The 16,055-nt window shown below is 73.0% G+C and carries 14 protein-coding genes; 5 read left to right on the top strand and 9 right to left on the bottom strand.

The window, feature by feature from the left end; all coding sequences use genetic code 11:
• Window positions 1–19: 19 nt before the first annotated feature.
• Window positions 20–2,065, bottom strand: coding sequence for a PIG-L family deacetylase (locus ACSMTC_RS08990; RefSeq protein ID WP_436559131.1), 2,046 nt, complete (start codon window positions 2,063–2,065; stop codon window positions 20–22).
• A 155-nt stretch (window positions 2,066–2,220) separates the two neighbouring features.
• Window positions 2,221–3,105: a DMT family transporter gene (locus ACSMTC_RS08985; protein WP_436559130.1), complete on the bottom strand. Its 885-nt coding sequence runs from the start codon at window positions 3,103–3,105 to the stop codon at window positions 2,221–2,223.
• A gap of 183 nt (window positions 3,106–3,288) precedes the next feature.
• Here ACSMTC_RS08985 and ACSMTC_RS08980 point away from each other — a divergent pair, with 183 nt between their 5' ends.
• Window positions 3,289–4,170, top strand: coding sequence for a LysR family transcriptional regulator (locus ACSMTC_RS08980; protein WP_436559129.1), 882 nt, complete (start codon window positions 3,289–3,291; stop codon window positions 4,168–4,170).
• Between the two features lie 75 nt (window positions 4,171–4,245).
• Here ACSMTC_RS08980 and ACSMTC_RS08975 read toward each other — a convergent pair whose 3' ends face one another.
• Window positions 4,246–5,664, bottom strand: coding sequence for a selenium-binding protein SBP56-related protein (locus ACSMTC_RS08975; protein WP_436559128.1), 1,419 nt, complete (start codon window positions 5,662–5,664; stop codon window positions 4,246–4,248).
• A gap of 270 nt (window positions 5,665–5,934) precedes the next feature.
• Here ACSMTC_RS08975 and ACSMTC_RS08970 point away from each other — a divergent pair, with 270 nt between their 5' ends.
• From ACSMTC_RS08970 to ACSMTC_RS08955, 4 genes are all read left to right on the top strand, one after another.
• Entirely contained in the window at window positions 5,935–6,597 is a 663-nt protein-coding gene (locus ACSMTC_RS08970) for an O-methyltransferase (protein WP_436559127.1), read from the top strand.
• Between the two features lie 137 nt (window positions 6,598–6,734).
• Window positions 6,735–6,992, top strand: coding sequence for a DUF3311 domain-containing protein (locus tag ACSMTC_RS08965; protein ID WP_436559126.1), 258 nt, complete (start codon window positions 6,735–6,737; stop codon window positions 6,990–6,992).
• Entirely contained in the window at window positions 6,989–8,467 is a 1,479-nt protein-coding gene (locus tag ACSMTC_RS08960; protein ID WP_436559125.1) for a sodium:solute symporter family protein, read from the top strand. The genes ACSMTC_RS08965 and ACSMTC_RS08960 overlap by 4 nt, the downstream gene beginning before the upstream one ends.
• 289 nt (window positions 8,468–8,756) lie before the next feature.
• On the top strand, window positions 8,757–10,358 hold the full coding sequence (locus ACSMTC_RS08955; protein ID WP_436559124.1) for an ABC-F family ATP-binding cassette domain-containing protein: 1,602 nt from the start codon (window positions 8,757–8,759) through the stop codon (window positions 10,356–10,358).
• Window positions 10,359–10,404: 46 nt separating this feature from the next.
• On the opposite strand, the gene ACSMTC_RS08950 is transcribed toward ACSMTC_RS08955, so the two are convergent.
• From ACSMTC_RS08950 to ACSMTC_RS08925, 6 genes are all read right to left on the bottom strand, one after another.
• A complete protein-coding gene (locus ACSMTC_RS08950) occupies window positions 10,405–11,187 on the bottom strand; it encodes a class I SAM-dependent methyltransferase (protein ID WP_436559123.1) in 783 nt (260 codons plus the stop codon).
• A gap of 175 nt (window positions 11,188–11,362) precedes the next feature.
• Window positions 11,363–12,031 carry a response regulator gene (locus tag ACSMTC_RS08945; protein WP_436559122.1) on the bottom strand — a complete coding sequence of 223 codons (669 nt, stop codon included), beginning with the start codon at window positions 12,029–12,031 and terminating at the stop codon, window positions 11,363–11,365.
• Window positions 12,028–13,437: a sensor histidine kinase gene (locus ACSMTC_RS08940; protein WP_436559121.1), complete on the bottom strand. Its 1,410-nt coding sequence runs from the start codon at window positions 13,435–13,437 to the stop codon at window positions 12,028–12,030. Before ACSMTC_RS08940 ends, ACSMTC_RS08945 begins: the two co-directional genes overlap by 4 nt.
• 34 nt (window positions 13,438–13,471) lie before the next feature.
• Entirely contained in the window at window positions 13,472–14,296 is an 825-nt protein-coding gene (locus tag ACSMTC_RS08935; protein WP_436559120.1) for an ABC transporter permease, read from the bottom strand.
• A 150-nt stretch (window positions 14,297–14,446) separates the two neighbouring features.
• The gene (locus ACSMTC_RS08930; RefSeq protein WP_436559119.1) at window positions 14,447–15,391 is read right to left on the bottom strand and encodes an ATP-binding cassette domain-containing protein; all 945 of its coding nucleotides are present in this window, start codon (window positions 15,389–15,391) and stop codon (window positions 14,447–14,449) included.
• 142 nt (window positions 15,392–15,533) lie between these two features.
• Window positions 15,534–16,052, bottom strand: a complete 519-nt coding sequence (locus tag ACSMTC_RS08925) for a GNAT family N-acetyltransferase (protein WP_436559118.1) — start codon at window positions 16,050–16,052, stop codon at window positions 15,534–15,536.
• Window positions 16,053–16,055: the final 3 nt, after the last annotated feature.

Below are 16,055 nucleotides of genomic sequence, written 5' to 3'. Positions count from 1 at the left end.
GATCGGCTGGACGTGGATGCTAGCCCACCGGCGCGCAGTGCAGCGCCGCGTCCGGCCCCAGGCGCGCGAGCACCGGGCGGTTGTCGGTGTCGAGGGCGAGGGCCGCGGTTCCGACGACGGGGCCGGGGGCGGTGCTCCAGCGCGCCGACTTGCCGGAGCCGAAGGTGGCCAGGCTGGTGGAGCCGTCGTTGTTGCGGGCCGCCAGCAGGACGCCGTCGCGCAGGGCGAGCAGGGTGAGCGGGCCGAAGCCGCGGGCGGTCAGGTCGAGCGGCTCGTCCTGCCAGCCGCCGCCGGCCTCCAGCCGGCGGGCGAGCGGGCGGGCGGTCTTGGCCTCGCGGAAGGCGAGCAGCACCGTGCCGTCGGGCCGGACCACCGCGCTCGGCGGGTCCGCGGGGGCCGGCAGGCCGGTCGCCACCACGGTGAACGGCCCGTTCGGCTGCTGCTGCGCCCAGTGGTGGACCGTGTCGTGGCCGGCGCCGAAGACGTGGATCCGGCCGGAGCCGTCGGTGACGGCGGCCAGGCCCTCCTGGACGTCCGCGCCGCCCAGGTCCGTCCAGTCGCTCCAGCTGCCGTCGGAGCGCTGCTGCCGGGTGGAGACGCCCTTCGCCCAGTTGCGGACGAACAGCTGGGTGGTGCCGTCCGCGTTGCGGGCGAGGACCGGGCCGCCCACCCGGCGGCCGTGGTCGGGGTCGGACTCGGGGTTGCCGAGCGAGGTCCAGGCGCCGAAGGGGCCGCCCTTGGCGCTCTGCACCGCAGTGACGATCTCGCGCCGGTTGTCGGCGGTCGCCGGTCCCAGGGCGGCCATCCGCTCGGCGAACAGCTGCCAGCGGCCGTCCTCGGTGAGCGAGCCGGTGATGCCCGGCAACAGGCCGTCGCCGTCGAGCAGTTGGGGCTCGCCCCACTTGCCGCTGCCGGGAGCGCTCTCCTGCCACATCGCGGCCTGCCGGTCGAGCAGGCCGAAGGCGGTCAGCCGGTGGTCGGCGTCCAGCCGGAGCCACGGTGCGGTGCCCGGGTAGCGCGCGCTGGTGCGCTGCAGCCACCCGGTGCCGTAGGAGCGGTCCTGGCCCACGTCGTAGTCGCCGCAGCCGGCCACGAAGGTGCACCCGTTGTCCGGGGAGCCGCCGTAGGTGTTGAGGACGTCGGCCTTGCGGCGGGTCAGCTGCTCCGGGAGGTTCTGCGGCCAGCGCTCGTTGTAGTAGCCGCGGTAGGCGGTGACGGTGTAGTGGCGGCCGCCGGCCGCGCGGTAGCGCTCCAGGGCGGCGTAGGTGAACAGCGCGGCCGCGGTGTGGTCCGGGTGGTCGGAGTAGCCGTCCTGGTCGTGGTGCTGCTTGTGCTGGTCGTCGTGGACCTGCATGTCGGGGTCCGGGTCCATGGTCCGCACCAGCGTCGGCTGGTACTGGTCGAGCAGGTGCGCCAGGGCGGTGACGAGGCTGTCGTGGGTGACCTGGTGGGCGCTCTTCACCGGGGAGCCGGTGCTGACCAGGGTCCGGCTCACCGCGGCCGGGTTCGCCCACAGGTCCGGCAGGCTGACGCTGTCGCCGCCCGCGGGCCTGAAGTGCTGGCTCACCCCGAGGAAGACCAGCCTGACGCCCTGGTGCCCGCCCAGGGTGTCCACCTCGACCACGGTGCCGTCCGGCAGGGTCTCGGTGGACACGTCCCAGGGGGCCAGGTGGTTTCCGGTGGCCATCAGCCCGTACGCCTGCCGCAGGCCCTGCCGCCGGGCGCCCGCGTACGCGGCCTCGTCGGCCTTGGGGGGATTCTTCGAGCCGGGGACCTTGTTCACCCCGCCGCTCTCGCCGCAGTTGAGGTAGACGCTGACCAGCCGGTCGTTGGCGTCGATGGACTGTTCCAGGTCCGGGTTCATGAAGTACAGGTCGTCGTCGGGGTGGGCGACGATCTGCACGATCGTGCTGCCGCTGGTCCCGTCCCTGTCCGGTGACAGCGAGGCCCGCGGCCGGGGTACCGGCGGCGCGGCCGACTTGGTCGTACAGCCCGCCACCGCCAGTGCGGCGATCCCCGCGAGCACGGCACGGCGGGACACTCGGCTGGGGCGGCGCACTGTCACGGAAAGCTTCCTCGAACCCGGTGGAGGACTGGCGCCCCCTGCTGAGACCTGGACATCTGTCCCCCGGACACCAGGCCCCAGGGCCGAGGCGAAGGACAGATGAACGCATGGACCCACCCCGTGCCATGCACCTTACACGCCGCCCGGCAGCCTCCTCAGGCCCGGAGGGGGCGCGGGCCGGTACGGGTGAGCGCGACCGCGACGACCACCAGCAGGCCGCCGAGGGCGGTGTTCCAGTGGACCGGCTCGGCGAGCAGCAGGGCGCCGAGGGCGGTGGACCAGAGCGGGATGACATAGGTGACGGTGGCCGCGACGGTGGTACCGGCGGTCCGGACCAGGTGCAGGTTGAGGATGTAGGCCACACCGGTGCCCAGGGCGCCCAGGACCAGCAGCGACAGCGCGGGGGAGACGCCCGGCCAGTGCGGTGCGCCGGCCACCGCGGGGGCGATGAGGGCCAACTCCGCCGTGGCGCAGCTGATCTGGAGCGTGGCCAGGCAGGTGGTGCTGTGCGGGAGGTCGGAGAGGAACCGGCGGGTGTAGGCGAAGCCGGCGCCGTAGCAGGCCGCGGCGCCCAGACAGGCCAGGCTGCCGGCCAGCTGTCCCGAGCCGATGCCCCGCCACACCCCGAGGACCACCAGGGCCCCGGCGAAGCCGAGGGCGAGACCGGCGGCCCGGCGCGGTCCCGGGCGCTCGCCGCCCGCGGTGACCAGCGCGAACAGCAGGGTGAACAGCGGGGTGGTGGCGTTCCACACCCCGGCCAGTACCGAGCTGATCCGGGTCTCACCGAAGGAGAACAGGACGAACGGCGCCGCGTTCAGCAGTACCGCCACCACCGCCGAGTGCGCCCAGGCGCGGGCATCCCGGGGCACCGTCTCACGCCGTACGGCGAGGATCAGCCAGAGCGCGGCGGCGCCCAGCACGCACCGCCACAGCGCCACCCAGACCGGCGGCACACCCGCGTCCACCGCCACCTTGATGAGTGCGAAGCTCGCACCCCAGATCGCCGACAGCGCCACGAAACCTGGCCACCACTGCCGCACCTCGTCACCTGCTTCCGTTCCGGGACCGGCCGGAGCGACCCACCCGAAGACACCGGCCGCGGGTGCGCGCCTGTGGCCGGCCGGTCCGACCCACCGGGCCCGAGCGGGCCCGTGGACACACCGTGCCGGGAGGGACGATCATGAGTCCAACAAGTGCGGATGCGGACAGGATGAGAGTTGCTCATGGCCACCGGAGTCAATCTGGCCCAGCTGCGGGCACTGGTCGCCGTCGTGGAGAACGGTGGATTCGGCGCGGCGGCAGGGGAGTTGGGCATCAGCCAGTCAGCGGTGTCGCATGCCGTCGCGGCGCTGGAGCGCGCCGTACAGGCGCCCGTGGTGCACCGCACCGGCCGGATCAGGCCCACCCGGCTGGGCGAACAGCTGCTGCCGCACGCCCGCGCCGCCACCGCCTCCGCCGACGCCATCGCGGCCATCGCCGCCCGCCACCAGGGCGGTCCGGCGGGCACGGTACGGCTGGCCGCGCCCACCACCGTCTGCCAGGGACTGCTGCCCCGGCTGCTGGGCGAGTGGCAGGCCGCCCATCCACGGGTCAAGGTCAGGATCTTCGAGGGCGAGGACGACGAACTCGCCGCCTGGCTCGCCTCCGGCACGGTCGACGCCGCCGTCCTCATCGACCCGGAGCCCGCGCCGGCCGGGTCGCTGCTGCTCGCCCGGGACTCCATGCACGCCCTGCTGCGCCGGGACCACCCGCTGGCCGGGCAGCAGGTGGTCGACATCCGCGAGCTGGAGGACGACGCCTTCCTGCTCTCCGAGGGCGGCTGTGAACGCCACATCCGGGAGGTCTACCGGCGGATCGGCGGCCGCTTCACCCCCGCCCACCGGATCCGCGACGTGGGCACCCTGATCAGCATGGTGCACGCGGGCATCGGGGTCTCGGTGATGCCCGCGCTGGCCCATGCCATGATCCCGTCCGGCTGCGTGCTGATCCCGCTGCACCCGAGGGTGACCCGCCGGCTGGTCCTCACCGGCCCCGCCGACCGGCCCTGGCACCCGGCGGTCACCGCGCTGGTGGCCACGGCGGCGGACGGCGTCCGGGCGGGGTAGCCGGCGGGGAAGGAGTTGCGGGCGGCCGCCGGCGGAAACGTAGCGGGCGGCCGCCGGCACAGGCACGAGGGGCCGTCAGCGGAAGCAGTACGAGTCCGAGGAGGCGTCACCGCCGCTCAGGTGGGTCTGGTGCACCCGCAGGCCGCGGAAGTCCGCGCCGTGCGGGAAGAACCGCGGGTCCACGGTGAGTCCGCCGTTGACGGTGTCCGCGTCGATCTTGATCATCCACGGGTCGATGCCGTCGGGGTAGAACTGGTCGTCCCAGGAGCCGTAGAGGGAGTTGGTGAGGTAGAGCCGCCTCCCGTCCCGGCTCAGCTCGACCATCTGCGGGCCGCCGGTCAGCGGGACGTCCGGCGCGGTGGGGTGCGGGGCCCGGCCGGTGACGCCGCCGAGCCGGACCGAGCCGGCCAGCCGGGGGTGGAACGGGTCGGCCACGTCGTACTGGAAGAGCTCGCCGGTGCCCCAGGCCGAGACGTACAGCCAGCGGTCGTCCACGGACAGGTTGATGTCGGTGACCAGCGGCGGCACCGCGCCGAAGGGCTGCAGGGCGGGCGGCAGGTCCTCGGCCTTGGCGGGCTCGGCGGGGATCTCGATCACCTTGCGCGCGGCGAAGGCGGCGCCGTCGCGGTACCAGAGCCAGACCGAGGCGGACAGGTCCTCGACGTTGGTCACCACCCCGGCGAAGCCCCACTCCTGCTCGGGGTCGTGTGCCGGGCGGAGCTCCAGCACCATCTGGTGCTGGTCGCCGAGGTCGATCCGCTGCAGGTGCCGGCCGGAGTCCAGCTCCCAGAAGTGCAGGGCGTGGCCGTACTTGCGGCCCAGCAGCAGCTCGGGCACCACCCCCTCCTCCACCATGGACGGAGTGCCCCACTCGCTGGTGATCCCGACGTTGGAGCCCAGGTGCCACCAGACGTCGTAGGCGAGGTGCTGCGGCCCCCGGTCGGTCTCCCAGGCGCGCAGCACCTCGAAGCCGGTGTGGTCCAGCAGCGCCACCCCGCCGGGCCCGTCCTCGCCGTCCGCGCCGCCCAGGCAGGAGAGGAAGACGCCGTCCGGGCCGCAGTGCAGGGTGTGCGGACGCGAGTACCCGGCCTTGGCGGCGAGCTCCTTGGCGCTGATGGTCTTCACCAGCTTGGGCCGCACCGGGTCGGGGCGGGTGTCCATGACGTGCAGCCGGGAGGACCGCAGCCCGGGCAGCAGCAGGAACCGCCGCTCGGGATTGCTGTGGCAGGCGTGGGCCAGCGCGCTGGAGCAGGCGTTCCAGCCGAAGTGGTGCAACTCGTCGCCGACGTCCGGCATTTCGGCGAAGTTGAGCACCTGTCCGTAAGCGGGCGAGTCGGGATCCGTGTCCACGGTGATCAGGGCGTCCGGACGGCTCGCGGACCGGTCGAACCCGACGACGTACGCGAGCTTCTCGGGCGGTGCGGCCATCGCCTCCGCAGGGGTCCGGTACAGAGAGGGATCCGTGTGCCCGTGGGCAGCGTGCGCATCTGCCATGACGCCTCCTCGACTTGAGGTCCGACTGGGGGTGGCACAGAAGGAGAGAGCGATCGGAACAAGACAACTGCCCAGGCAGCCTTCCACATAACCGCAGGCGCGCCACGGGGCGCATGGTGGTGAAGAGGAGCGCGCTACTGCCTTTGACCGCTGGTGAGTTGGCCATCGGACGCCCGAACCGGGCCGAATGGGCGCCGGCCTGCCGGTGAAGCACGGTGTGCGCAGTGGCCGGTGGGATGCTTGGAGCAGCATCCGTGATTGGAGAGTCCCGTGATCGAGACCAAGAACCCGCCGCTCACGCCCGAGCTCTACGCCTACGTACTGAGCCAGAACCCGCCGCTCGACCCGGTGCAGCGGGAGCTGATCGAGATCACCCACAGCAGGTACGCCGCCGACGCCGGGCTGCAGACCGCCCGGGAGCAGGGCCCGCTGCTGGCGTTCCTGGTGCGGCTGATCGGGGCCCGCAGGATCGTCGAGGTCGGCACCTTCACCGGGCTCTCCGCGCTGTCGATGGCCCAGGCGCTGCCCGAGGACGGGAAGCTGATCACCTGTGACGTGTCGGAGGAGTGGACCGGGCTCGGCCGGCAGGCATGGGCCAGGGCCGGGGTCGCCGACCGGATCGAGCTGCGGATCGCGCCCGCGCTCCAGACGCTGCGCTCGCTGCCCGACGAGCGCTGGATCGACCTGTCCTTCATCGACGCCGACAAGCCCAACTACCCGTTGTACTGGGAGGAACTGGTCCGCCGGACGCGGCCCGGCGGGCTGATCGTCCTGGACAACACCCTCTACCAGGGGCAGGTCGCCGATGCCGGTGCCACCGGCAAGGCGGGCGCGATCCGGGCCTTCAACGAGGTGGTCCGCACCGACGAGCGGGTCGAGGCGGTGCTGCTCACCGTCGCGGACGGGCTCACCCTGGCCCGGCGCCTGGACTGAGCCGCCGGCCCGGCCCGGTCGAACAAGGGCGCTGCCAAGGTCTGGTGGCCGAGTATCGGCGGCGCTGGCATGGACACCGCCCGGTGGTGGTAGGTGCTGGGGGTTCGGGGACCGTACCGACCTCCAGGGGATGACCGATGCACTCTGCGCACAGGACCAGAAGATCCACCACGGCGGGCGGAGTGCTGCTCCCGCTGCTCGGCGCCGTGCCGTTCGCCGGGATCCTCGGCGGCGTGTTCTTCGCCAACCGGGTGAAGCCCTATGTGCTCGGGATGCCCTTCTTACTGTTCTGGGTGGTCCTCTGGGTGGTCCTGGGGTCGGCGGTGACGGCGGTGATCTACCGGCTGGATCCGAGCAACCGTGAGCCGGAGCAGGACGGGGAGGTCGGGCCGTGACCGCCCTGGCCGTCATCGCGGCCTTCCTGCTGCTCGCCGTCGCCCTGGGGCTGAGGGCACGCCGCGGCAGGGACATGGACCTGGAGCAGTGGTCGGTCGGCGGCCGCGGCTTCGGCTCGGTCTTCGTCTTCCTGCTGCTGGCCGGGGACATCTACACCACCTTCACCTTCCTCGGCGCCTCGGGCTGGGCGTACGGGAAGGGCGGACCGGCCTTCTACATCCTCGCCTACGCCTCGCTCGCGTACGTGATCTCGTACTGGCTGCTGCCGGTGGTCTGGCGGTTCGCCAAGGAGCACCGGCTGCTGTCCCAGTCCGACTTCTTCGCGCGGAAGTTCGACAGCCCGGCGCTCGGCGTGCTGGTCGCGCTGGTGGGCGTGGTGGCGATGGTGCCCTACCTGGTGCTGCAGCTCACCGGGATGGGCGTCATCGTCTCCGCCGCCTCGTACGGGCACGTCTCGCCGCACCTCGCGGCGGTGATCGGCACGGTCGCGCTCACGGGGTACGTCACCATCTCCGGGATCCACGGGTCGGCCTGGACCGCGGTGGTCAAGGACGTGCTGATCCTCGGGGTCGTGGTGTTCCTCGGGATCTACCTGCCGCTGCACTACTACGGCGGGATCGGGCGGATGTTCCACTCGATCGACGCCACCAGGCCGGGCTTCCTGACCCTGCCGCACCAGGGCCTGAGCCCGTGGTGGTTCGCCTCCACCGTGCTGCTGTCCGCGCTCGGCTTCTACATGTGGCCGCACACCTTCAGCGCCGTCTACAGCGCCAGGAGCCCCCGGGCGTTCCGCCGCAACGCGGTCTACCTGCCGCTGTACCAGCTGATCCTGCTGTTCGTGTTCTTCGCCGGGTTCGCCGCCGTGATCGCGGCGCCCGGCCTCAAGGGCGCCGACGGGGACCTCTCGCTGCTGAAGACCACGGTCAGGACCTTCGACCCGTGGTTCGTGGGGGTGGTCGGCGGCGCCGGACTGCTGACCGCGCTGGTCCCCGGTTCGCTGCTGCTGATGAACTCGGCCACCAGCCTGGCCAGGAACGTCCTGCTGCCGCTCCGGCCGAGGACCAGCGAGCGGACCGTGGCCAGGGCCGCCAAGCTGATGGTCCCCGTGCTCGCGGCCCTCGCCCTGCTGTTCACCTTCAACGGCGGCAGCACCATCGTGAACCTGCTGCTCATGGGGTACGCACTGGTCACCCAACTGTTCCCGCCGCTGCTGTTCGCCCTGGCCGCCCGGCGGCTGGTCACCAAGCAGGGGGCGGCGGCCGGGATCCTCGCGGGTGTGGCCACGGTCGCCGCCACCACACTGGCCCACACCACCGTCGCCGACCTGCTGCCCTTCCTGCCGCAGGCGGTGAAGGACTTCAACATCGGGGTGATCGCGCTGGTGGTGAACACCGTCGCGCTGCTGGCGGTCTCCGCCCTCACCCGGCCGTCGGCCGAGACGGCGGCGGTCCCGGTGGCCGGGGACGCGGGGTGAGCCGCCGAGCGCTCCCCGGGCGCCGGACGGTACCGAACCAGGCCGCCACCCAGGTGAGTTGACCGGAGGAGCACCATCGGCCGGGACCTTCCGGTCGCGGCGCACGACCCCTCGCGCCGCGTCCCGTCAGGGTCCGGTGGTCCGCCCGGCGGCGCCCCGCGAAACGCGGATGCGGCCGCCGGGCGGTCCCGGCTACCCTGGCCCGCATGTCGACGCCCCGAATCTCCTAGCTCAAGGACCCGCTTCCACGCCACCCGTGTGTCCTTCTGCCTGTTCGGAGCGTTATCCCATGATCACCGTCCGCGGTGTCGACGTGCGCGTCGGCGCCCGTCTGCTGCTGTCCGACATCTCCTTCCACATCGCCCCCGGCGACCGCATCGGCCTGGTCGGCCGCAACGGCGCGGGCAAGACCAGCCTGATGAGGACCCTGGCCGGGCAGGAGCGGCCCGCCGCCGGGTCCGTCACCCTCACCGGCTCGCTCGGCTATCTGCCGCAGGACTCCCGTGAGGCCGACCCGGCCACCACCGTCACCGACCGGATCCTCTCCGCCCGCGGCCTGGACCGGGCGGTGGGCGCGCTGCGATCCGCCGAGGCGGCGATGGCCGAGGCGGCCGGAGCGGCCGGCCAGGAACGGGCGATGCGCGCCTACACCCGCGCGGAGGCCGAGTTCCAGGCACGCGGCGGGTACGCCGCCGAGGCCGAGGCGGCCCGGGTCGCCGCCGGGGCCGGACTGCCGACCCGGGTGATGGACCGGCCGCTCGGCGTCCTGTCCGGCGGGCAGCGGCGCCGGGTCGAGCTGGCGCGGATCCTGTTCGCCGACCACGGCACGCTGCTGCTGGACGAGCCGACCAACCACCTGGACGCCGACTCGCTCGCCTGGCTGCGCACCTTCCTGGCCGGGCACCGGGGCGGTCTGCTGGTGATCAGCCATGACACCGGCCTGCTCGCCGAGACCGTCAACCGGGTCTTCCACCTCGACCCCGCCCGCAGCACGCTCGACGTGCACAACACCGGCTGGCACGCCTACCTCGCCCAGCGGCAGGCCGACGAGCGGCGCCGCGCCCGCGAGCGCGCCAACGCCGAACGCAAGGCGGCCGCCCTGCGCACCCAGGCCGACCGGATGCGCTCGCACGTCGCCACCGCCGTCGCCGCCAGGAACATGGTGCGCCGGGCCGACCGGATGCTCGCCGAGCTGGAACCCGCCCGGCGGGCCGAGAGGACGGCCCGGATCCGGCTGCCCGAACCGGCCCCCTGCGGGCGGATGCCGCTCGGCGCGATCAGCCTGGCCAAGGCGTACGGCGACCAACGGGTGCTCACCGGTGTGGACCTGGCCGTCGACCGGGGCAGCCGGCTCGTGGTGCTGGGGCTCAACGGCGCGGGCAAGACCACCCTGCTGCGCACCCTGGCCGGACGCGAGACGCCGGACTCGGGCCGGGTGGTGCACGGCCACGGCCTGCGGCTCGGCTACTTCGCCCAGGAGCACGACACCCTGGACCCCGCCCGTACGGTGGGTGAGAACCTGTCCGCCGCCGCGCCGCACCTCACCGAGGGCGAGGTCCGCCAGGTGCTCGGTGCCTTCCTCTTCAGCGGCGACGATGCCGGCAAGCCGGCCGGGGTGCTCTCCGGTGGTGAGAAGACCAGGCTCGCCCTGGCGGGTCTGGTCCACTCCGGCGCCAATGTGCTGCTGCTGGACGAGCCCACCAACAACCTGGACCCGGCCTCGCGCGGCGAGGTGCTGGCGGCGGTCGGCTCGTACCCCGGCGCGATCGTCATGGTGACGCACGACGAGGGGGCCATCGAGGCGCTGCGGCCGGACCGGGTCCTGCTGCTGCCGGACGGCACCGAGGACCTGTGGAGCGAGGAGTACCTGGACCTGGTGGCGCTCGCCTGACGCACGCGTACGGCCCGGGGCGCCGCGCCCCGGGCCGTACGCCGGTTCAGGCCGACGCGTGCCAGGGCTTGCGGGCCTCGATCAGGAACCGGGTCGAGTGGGCGACGAACGGCCCCTCGCGCCCGATCAGTTCGTGCAGTTCCCTGAGGCGGTCCCGGTACTCCGCCACGGTGAAGCCGGGCACCATCCAGACGACCTTCCTGAGGAAGTAGACCACCGCGCCGATGTCGAGGAACTCGGTCCGCAGCGACTCGAACCGCAGGTCCACCACCTCCAGGCCGGCGGCCTGGGCGCCCTCGCGGGCGCTCTCGGGGTGGCGCCCGCGCCGGACCTCCTCGGACTGCGGGCCGAGGAAGTACTCCACCAGCTCGAAGACGCTGGAGTGGCCGACGTGCTGGGCCAGGTACGTCCCGCCGGGCCGCAGGACGCGGGCGATCTCCTCCCACCAGACGGTCACCGGGTGCCGGCTGGTCACCAGGTCGAAGGCCTCGTCGGCGAACGGCAGCGGCGGCTCGTCCGGATCGGAGACCACCACGACCCCGAGCGGGTGGAGCAGCTTGGTGGCCCTGGCGACGTTGGGCGGCCAGGACTCGGTCGCCACCATCAGCCGGGGGAACCTGCCCACCCCGGCCAGGACCTCCCCGCCGCCCGTCTGGATGTCCAGTGCGGCCGAGGCGCGGGCCAGCCGCTCGCCCATCGACCGCTGGTACCCCCAGGAGGGCCGCTGCTCGGTCGCCCGGCCCTCCAGCCAGGAGAAGTCCCAGCCCTCCACCGGGACGGATTCCGCCTCGGCCACCAGATCGTCAAAGCTTCGCGCGGTGTGTGACATATCGGGATCATTACGGCATTACGGCAGGCAGTCCAGCGATTTGGCCGGGGTGCCGCTCTACACCCTCGGCTGCCGGCTGGTGGCCGGCAGCTCCACCACCCCGCCGCCAGCCTCGGTGCTCTCCGCCGCGCTCACCACGCTCGGCCACGACCACCGCACCGAACTCCGGCCGGCCTCAGGACGGGAGCACCAGGCGGTTCTCATAGGCGAAGACCACGGCCTGCACCCGGTCGCGCAGGCCGAGCTTCAGCAGGATGCGGCTGACGTGGGTCTTCACGGTGGCCTCGGCGAGGTTCAGCTCGGCGGCGACCTCGGCGTTGGACAGGCCTCGGGCGAGCAGCACCAGGACGCTGCGCTCGCGGGCGGTCAGGACCTCGACCACCTCCTCGGCGCGGGCCCGGTGGCCGCCGTCGGTGGGCAGCTGGGAGGCGAAGGTGTCCAGCAGGCGGCGGGTGATGCGGGGGGCGACCACCGCGTCCCCGGCGGCGACCGAGCGGATCGCGGCGAGCAGTTCGTCCGGCTGGGCGTTCTTGAGCAGGAAGCCGGAGGCCCCCGCGCGCAGCCCGGCGAAGGCGTACTCGTCCAGGTCGAAGGTGGTGAGGATGAGGACCTTGGTGTCGGGGTTGGCCGCGACGATCAGGCTGGTGGCCTCGATGCCGTCCATCCCGGGCATCCGGACGTCCATCAGGACCACGTCGACCCGGCCCTCGGCGACCAGCCGCACCGCCTCGGCGCCGTCCTCGGCCTCTCCGGCCACCTCCATGTCCGGCTGGGAGCCGAGCACCAGCGAGAAGGCGACCCGCAGCAGGGGCTGGTCGTCGACCAGCAGGACTCGGATGGTCATCGGGGGTTCGGCTCCTGCGGGTCGTCGGCGGTGACGGCGGGCGCGCCGTCGGTGGCGGGGGCGGCGGAGTCCAGCGCGGTGTCGTCCAGCACGAGGGTGGCGGCCACCCGCCAGCCGCCGCCGGGCAGCGGGCCGGCGATGAGCTCGCCGCCGTAGGCGGCCGCTCGTGAGCGCATGCCTGCCAGCCCCTGGCCGGTGTGGCCGAGCGGGGCCGAATGGCCGCGGTGGGGCCTGGGGAGCCCGTTGTCGCGGATCTCGACCGTGACGGTGGACGGGCCGCAGGCCACCAGGACCCTGGCGGTGGCGCCGGGGGCGGTGTGCTTGAGGGTGTTGGTCAGCGACTCCTGGACCAGCCGGTAGACGGTGAGCTGGGCGCCGGCCGAGATGGTGGAGTGGTCACCGCCCAGGTGCAGCTCGGTGCGCAGCCCGGCCGCCCTGACCTGCTCGACCAGCGCGGTGAGCTGGGCGATGCCGGGCTGCGGGTGGCGCAGCGCGTCGGGTTCGTCGGAGCGCAGCACACCGAGGAAGCGCCGCATGTCGGTGAGGGCGCGGCGGCCGGTCTCGGCGGACTGCCGCATCGCCGCGGTGGCCTTCTCGGGGGCGTGGGCGTTGGCGTAGACGGCGCCGTCGGCGAGGGCGACCATCACGGACAGGTTGTGGGTGACGATGTCGTGCATCTCCCGGGCGATCCGGGAGCGCTCCTCGGCCACCGCGAGCGCCGCCTGCTGGTCGCGCTGCCGCTCGAGGTCGTGGGCGCGCTGCCGCAGGGCGGCCAGCTGGGCTCGTCTGGCCCGGACGTTCAGGCCGATCACGGCGGCCGCGGTGACGGTGCCGGAGAGCATGACGAAGATCTTGACCGAGAGGGCGAGCGTGCTGCCGCCGTGCTCGGTGACCGGCGTCCAGCGCAGCACCGCCAGGACCACGCCGAGTTCGGCGACCGCATACGCGATCATGGTGCGTCGGCGCCGGCAGTGCGCGGCGACGGTGTAGAGCGCGTACAGCAGGGCGATGTCGGCGGGCATGCCCCAGGCGGTGAGCCACTGCACGAAGGCGACGGCCGCGGTGACGCCGAAGACCGCGAACGGTGCCCGGCGGCGGAAGGTCAGCGGCAGGACCAGGCCCATCTGCAGCGCCCACAGCCACGGGTGCGCGGAGAGGAAGAGGTGCTGGGGTGCCGAGGTGACCAGCAGCAGGACGAGGGCGCAGCCGAAGTCGACCAGGGTGGGGTAGCGCTCGGTGAGTATCCGCCCGCGCAGCCGCCCGAGCTGCTCCTGCAGCCGGGCGGTGATTCCGGCGAGCCCGGAGAGCCTGGCGAACCCGGCGAACCTGGCGAACCCGGCGAGCCCCCGGGCCGCGCCGGTGCGGCGCGCCCCGGGGGCTGCGGAGGTCTGGTCGAGGCCGGTCATCGCGCCATTCTCTCCCAGCCGGCGGTACGGACCGTCATGCGTCGCGCCGCTTGAGCACGACGGCAGCGCCGATCAGGGCCGCCAGGACGTACAGGCACATCACGCCGAAGCCGGTCCACGGGGCCAGGTCGTGCGGGCCCTGGTGCAGGGTGGCGAGGGCCTGGCCGGCGTTGCTCGGCAGGTAGGGGACGATGTCGGCCTGCCAGGAGCTGGGCAGCGCCTCGGCCAGCAGCGGCAGGACCAGCAGGGTGCCGAAGACCGCGGCGATGCCGCCGGCGGTATTGCGGATCAGGGTGCCGATCCCGACGGCGAGCAGGCCGACGGCGGTCAGGTAGAGGCCCATGCCGAGGACCACCCGGGTGACGCCGGGCGCGGAGAGCGTGGTATCCAGGTGCTTGCCGGCCAGGATGGCCTGGCCGAGGAAGAAGGCGATCAGGCAGGAGACGGTGGCGACCACCCAGGTGATCGCGCCGAACACGGCGGTCTTGGCCCACAGCACCGGCAGCCGCTTGGGCACGGCGGACAGCGAGGCGCGGATCATGCCGGTGGAGTACTCGCCGGTGACCACCAGGACGCCGAGCACGCCGATCGCCATCTGCGCCATGAAGTAGCCGCGCAGGCTGTGCTCGACCGGGGTGAAGTGGGCCCGCTCCTCGGCCGGGAGGTGGTCCCAGCGGCTCATGGTGGCCCAGCAGAACAGCGCGCCGAAGCCGACGGTGAGCGCCACGCTCACCGCCAGGGTGATGTAACTGGAGCGCAGCGAACGGAACTTGATCCACTCGGAGTGGACCACCCGGGGCAGGGTGACCCGGCCGGCGCCGGCCTTGGCAGGGATCGCGGTGGCGGTGGCAGCGCTCATGCGTCCACCTCGCTGCGCTCGGTGGGCGCTTCGCGCAACACGCACCTTCTCATCATTCGCTCGCTTCGCTCGTTCATGCGTCCACCCCGCCGCGCTCGGTGGGCGCTTCGCGCAACACGCGCCTTTTCATCATTCGCTCGCTTCGCTCGTTCATGCCGCGGCCTCCTCGGCCGGTGCGGTGGTGGTGACGGTGGCCTCGTACTCGACGGCGTCCCTGGTCAGCTCCATGAACGCCTCCTCCAGCGAGGCCTGCTGCGGGGTCAGTTCGAACAGCACCAGGCCGTGCTCGGCGGCCAGCCGGCCGATCCGCTCGCTCTCGGCGCCGGAGACCTCCAGGACCTCCGCGCCCTCCTCGGCCGCCACCTCGACACCGGGCAGGTCGCGCAGCAGCTTCTCCAGTCGCTCGGCGTCCGGGGTGCGGACGTGCACCTTGCCGCTGGAGGCCTGGCGGGTGAACTCCTCGACCGAGGTGTCGGCGATCAGCCGGCCCCGGCCGATCACGATCAGGTGCTCGGCGGTGAGCGCCATCTCGCTCATCAGGTGCGAGGAGACGAGCACCGTGCGGCCCTCGGCGGCGAGGGACTTGAGCAGGTTGCGGATCCACAGGATGCCCTCGGGGTCGAGCCCGTTGACCGGCTCGTCGAGGATCAGCGTGGCCGGGTCGCCGAGCAGCGCGGAGGCGATGCCCAGGCGCTGGCCCATGCCCAGCGAGAAGCCGCCGGCCCGCTTGCGGGCGACCTGGCGCAGCCCGACCAGGTCGACCACCTCCTCCACCCGGCGGCGCGGTATGCCGTGGGTGGCGGCGAGCGCGAGCAGGTGGTTGAAGGCGCTGCGGCCGGTGTGCACCGCGCGTGCCTCCAGCATCGCGCCGACCTCGTGCAGCGGGGCGGCGTGGTCGGCGTACCGCCGGCCGTTGAGGGTGGCATGACCGGAGCTCGGGGTGTCCAGACCGAGCAGCATCCGCATGGTGGTGGACTTCCCGGCGCCGTTCGGGCCGAGGAAGCCGGTGACGGCGCCGGGGCGGACCGTGAAGCTCAGGTCGTGGACGGCGGTTTTGGGGCCGTAGCGCTTGCTCAGGCCGACGGCTTCGATCATGGGTTGGTCCTCGGGGGGAGGGACTGTCGGGGCAGTCCAACGCTATTTCCCGAGGTCCGCGGCCACGAGCGGCGCCAGGACGATTCATCCGGCGCGCCGGTGCGACGCGCGATGCAGCCCGACTACATCTCAAGACGGATGTTCACCCGAGTGGGGCACCGCCGCGGCCCCGCTCCAGCACCAGCCGGAGGGCCACCCGGGCCTGGCCGTCCTGGTCGAGCTGTACCGGGACGCCGCCGACCTCGCCGTCGCCCGGGTCCGGGGTGAAGCCCATCGCCCGGTGGAAGGCGATCGAGCCGAGGTTGGCCGGGGAGGTGATGGCGCGCACCTGGTGGCGCCCCGCCGCCAGGACGCCCGCGCAGAAGCGGGTGTAGAGCTCCCTGGCCACCCCCCGGCCCCGGTGCTCCGGGTGGACCCCGACGAAGTGGATGTACGCCTGGTCCGGGTGGTCCTGGGAGTGGAAGCCGACCAGGAAGCCCTCGATCCCGTCCGGGCCCTCCTGCACCAGGCTGGTGCAGGCGAAGTGCTGGAGGAACAACTTCGGCAGCAGCGACGAGAGTTCGCGGGCCTGCTGCGGGGTCCGGGATTCGCCCCACCAGCTGCGGACGCACTCGACCAGCGCGCCGTGGTCGCTCTCCCGGGCCTGCCTGATGTCTCCCAACGT

Source organism: Kitasatospora sp. HPM-01-4, assembly GCF_051374625.1.
GTDB lineage: Bacteria > Actinomycetota > Actinomycetes > Streptomycetales > Streptomycetaceae > Kitasatospora.
Note: the sequence above shows the minus strand (reverse complement) of the source record. Positions and strands in the feature narration are given on the sequence as shown.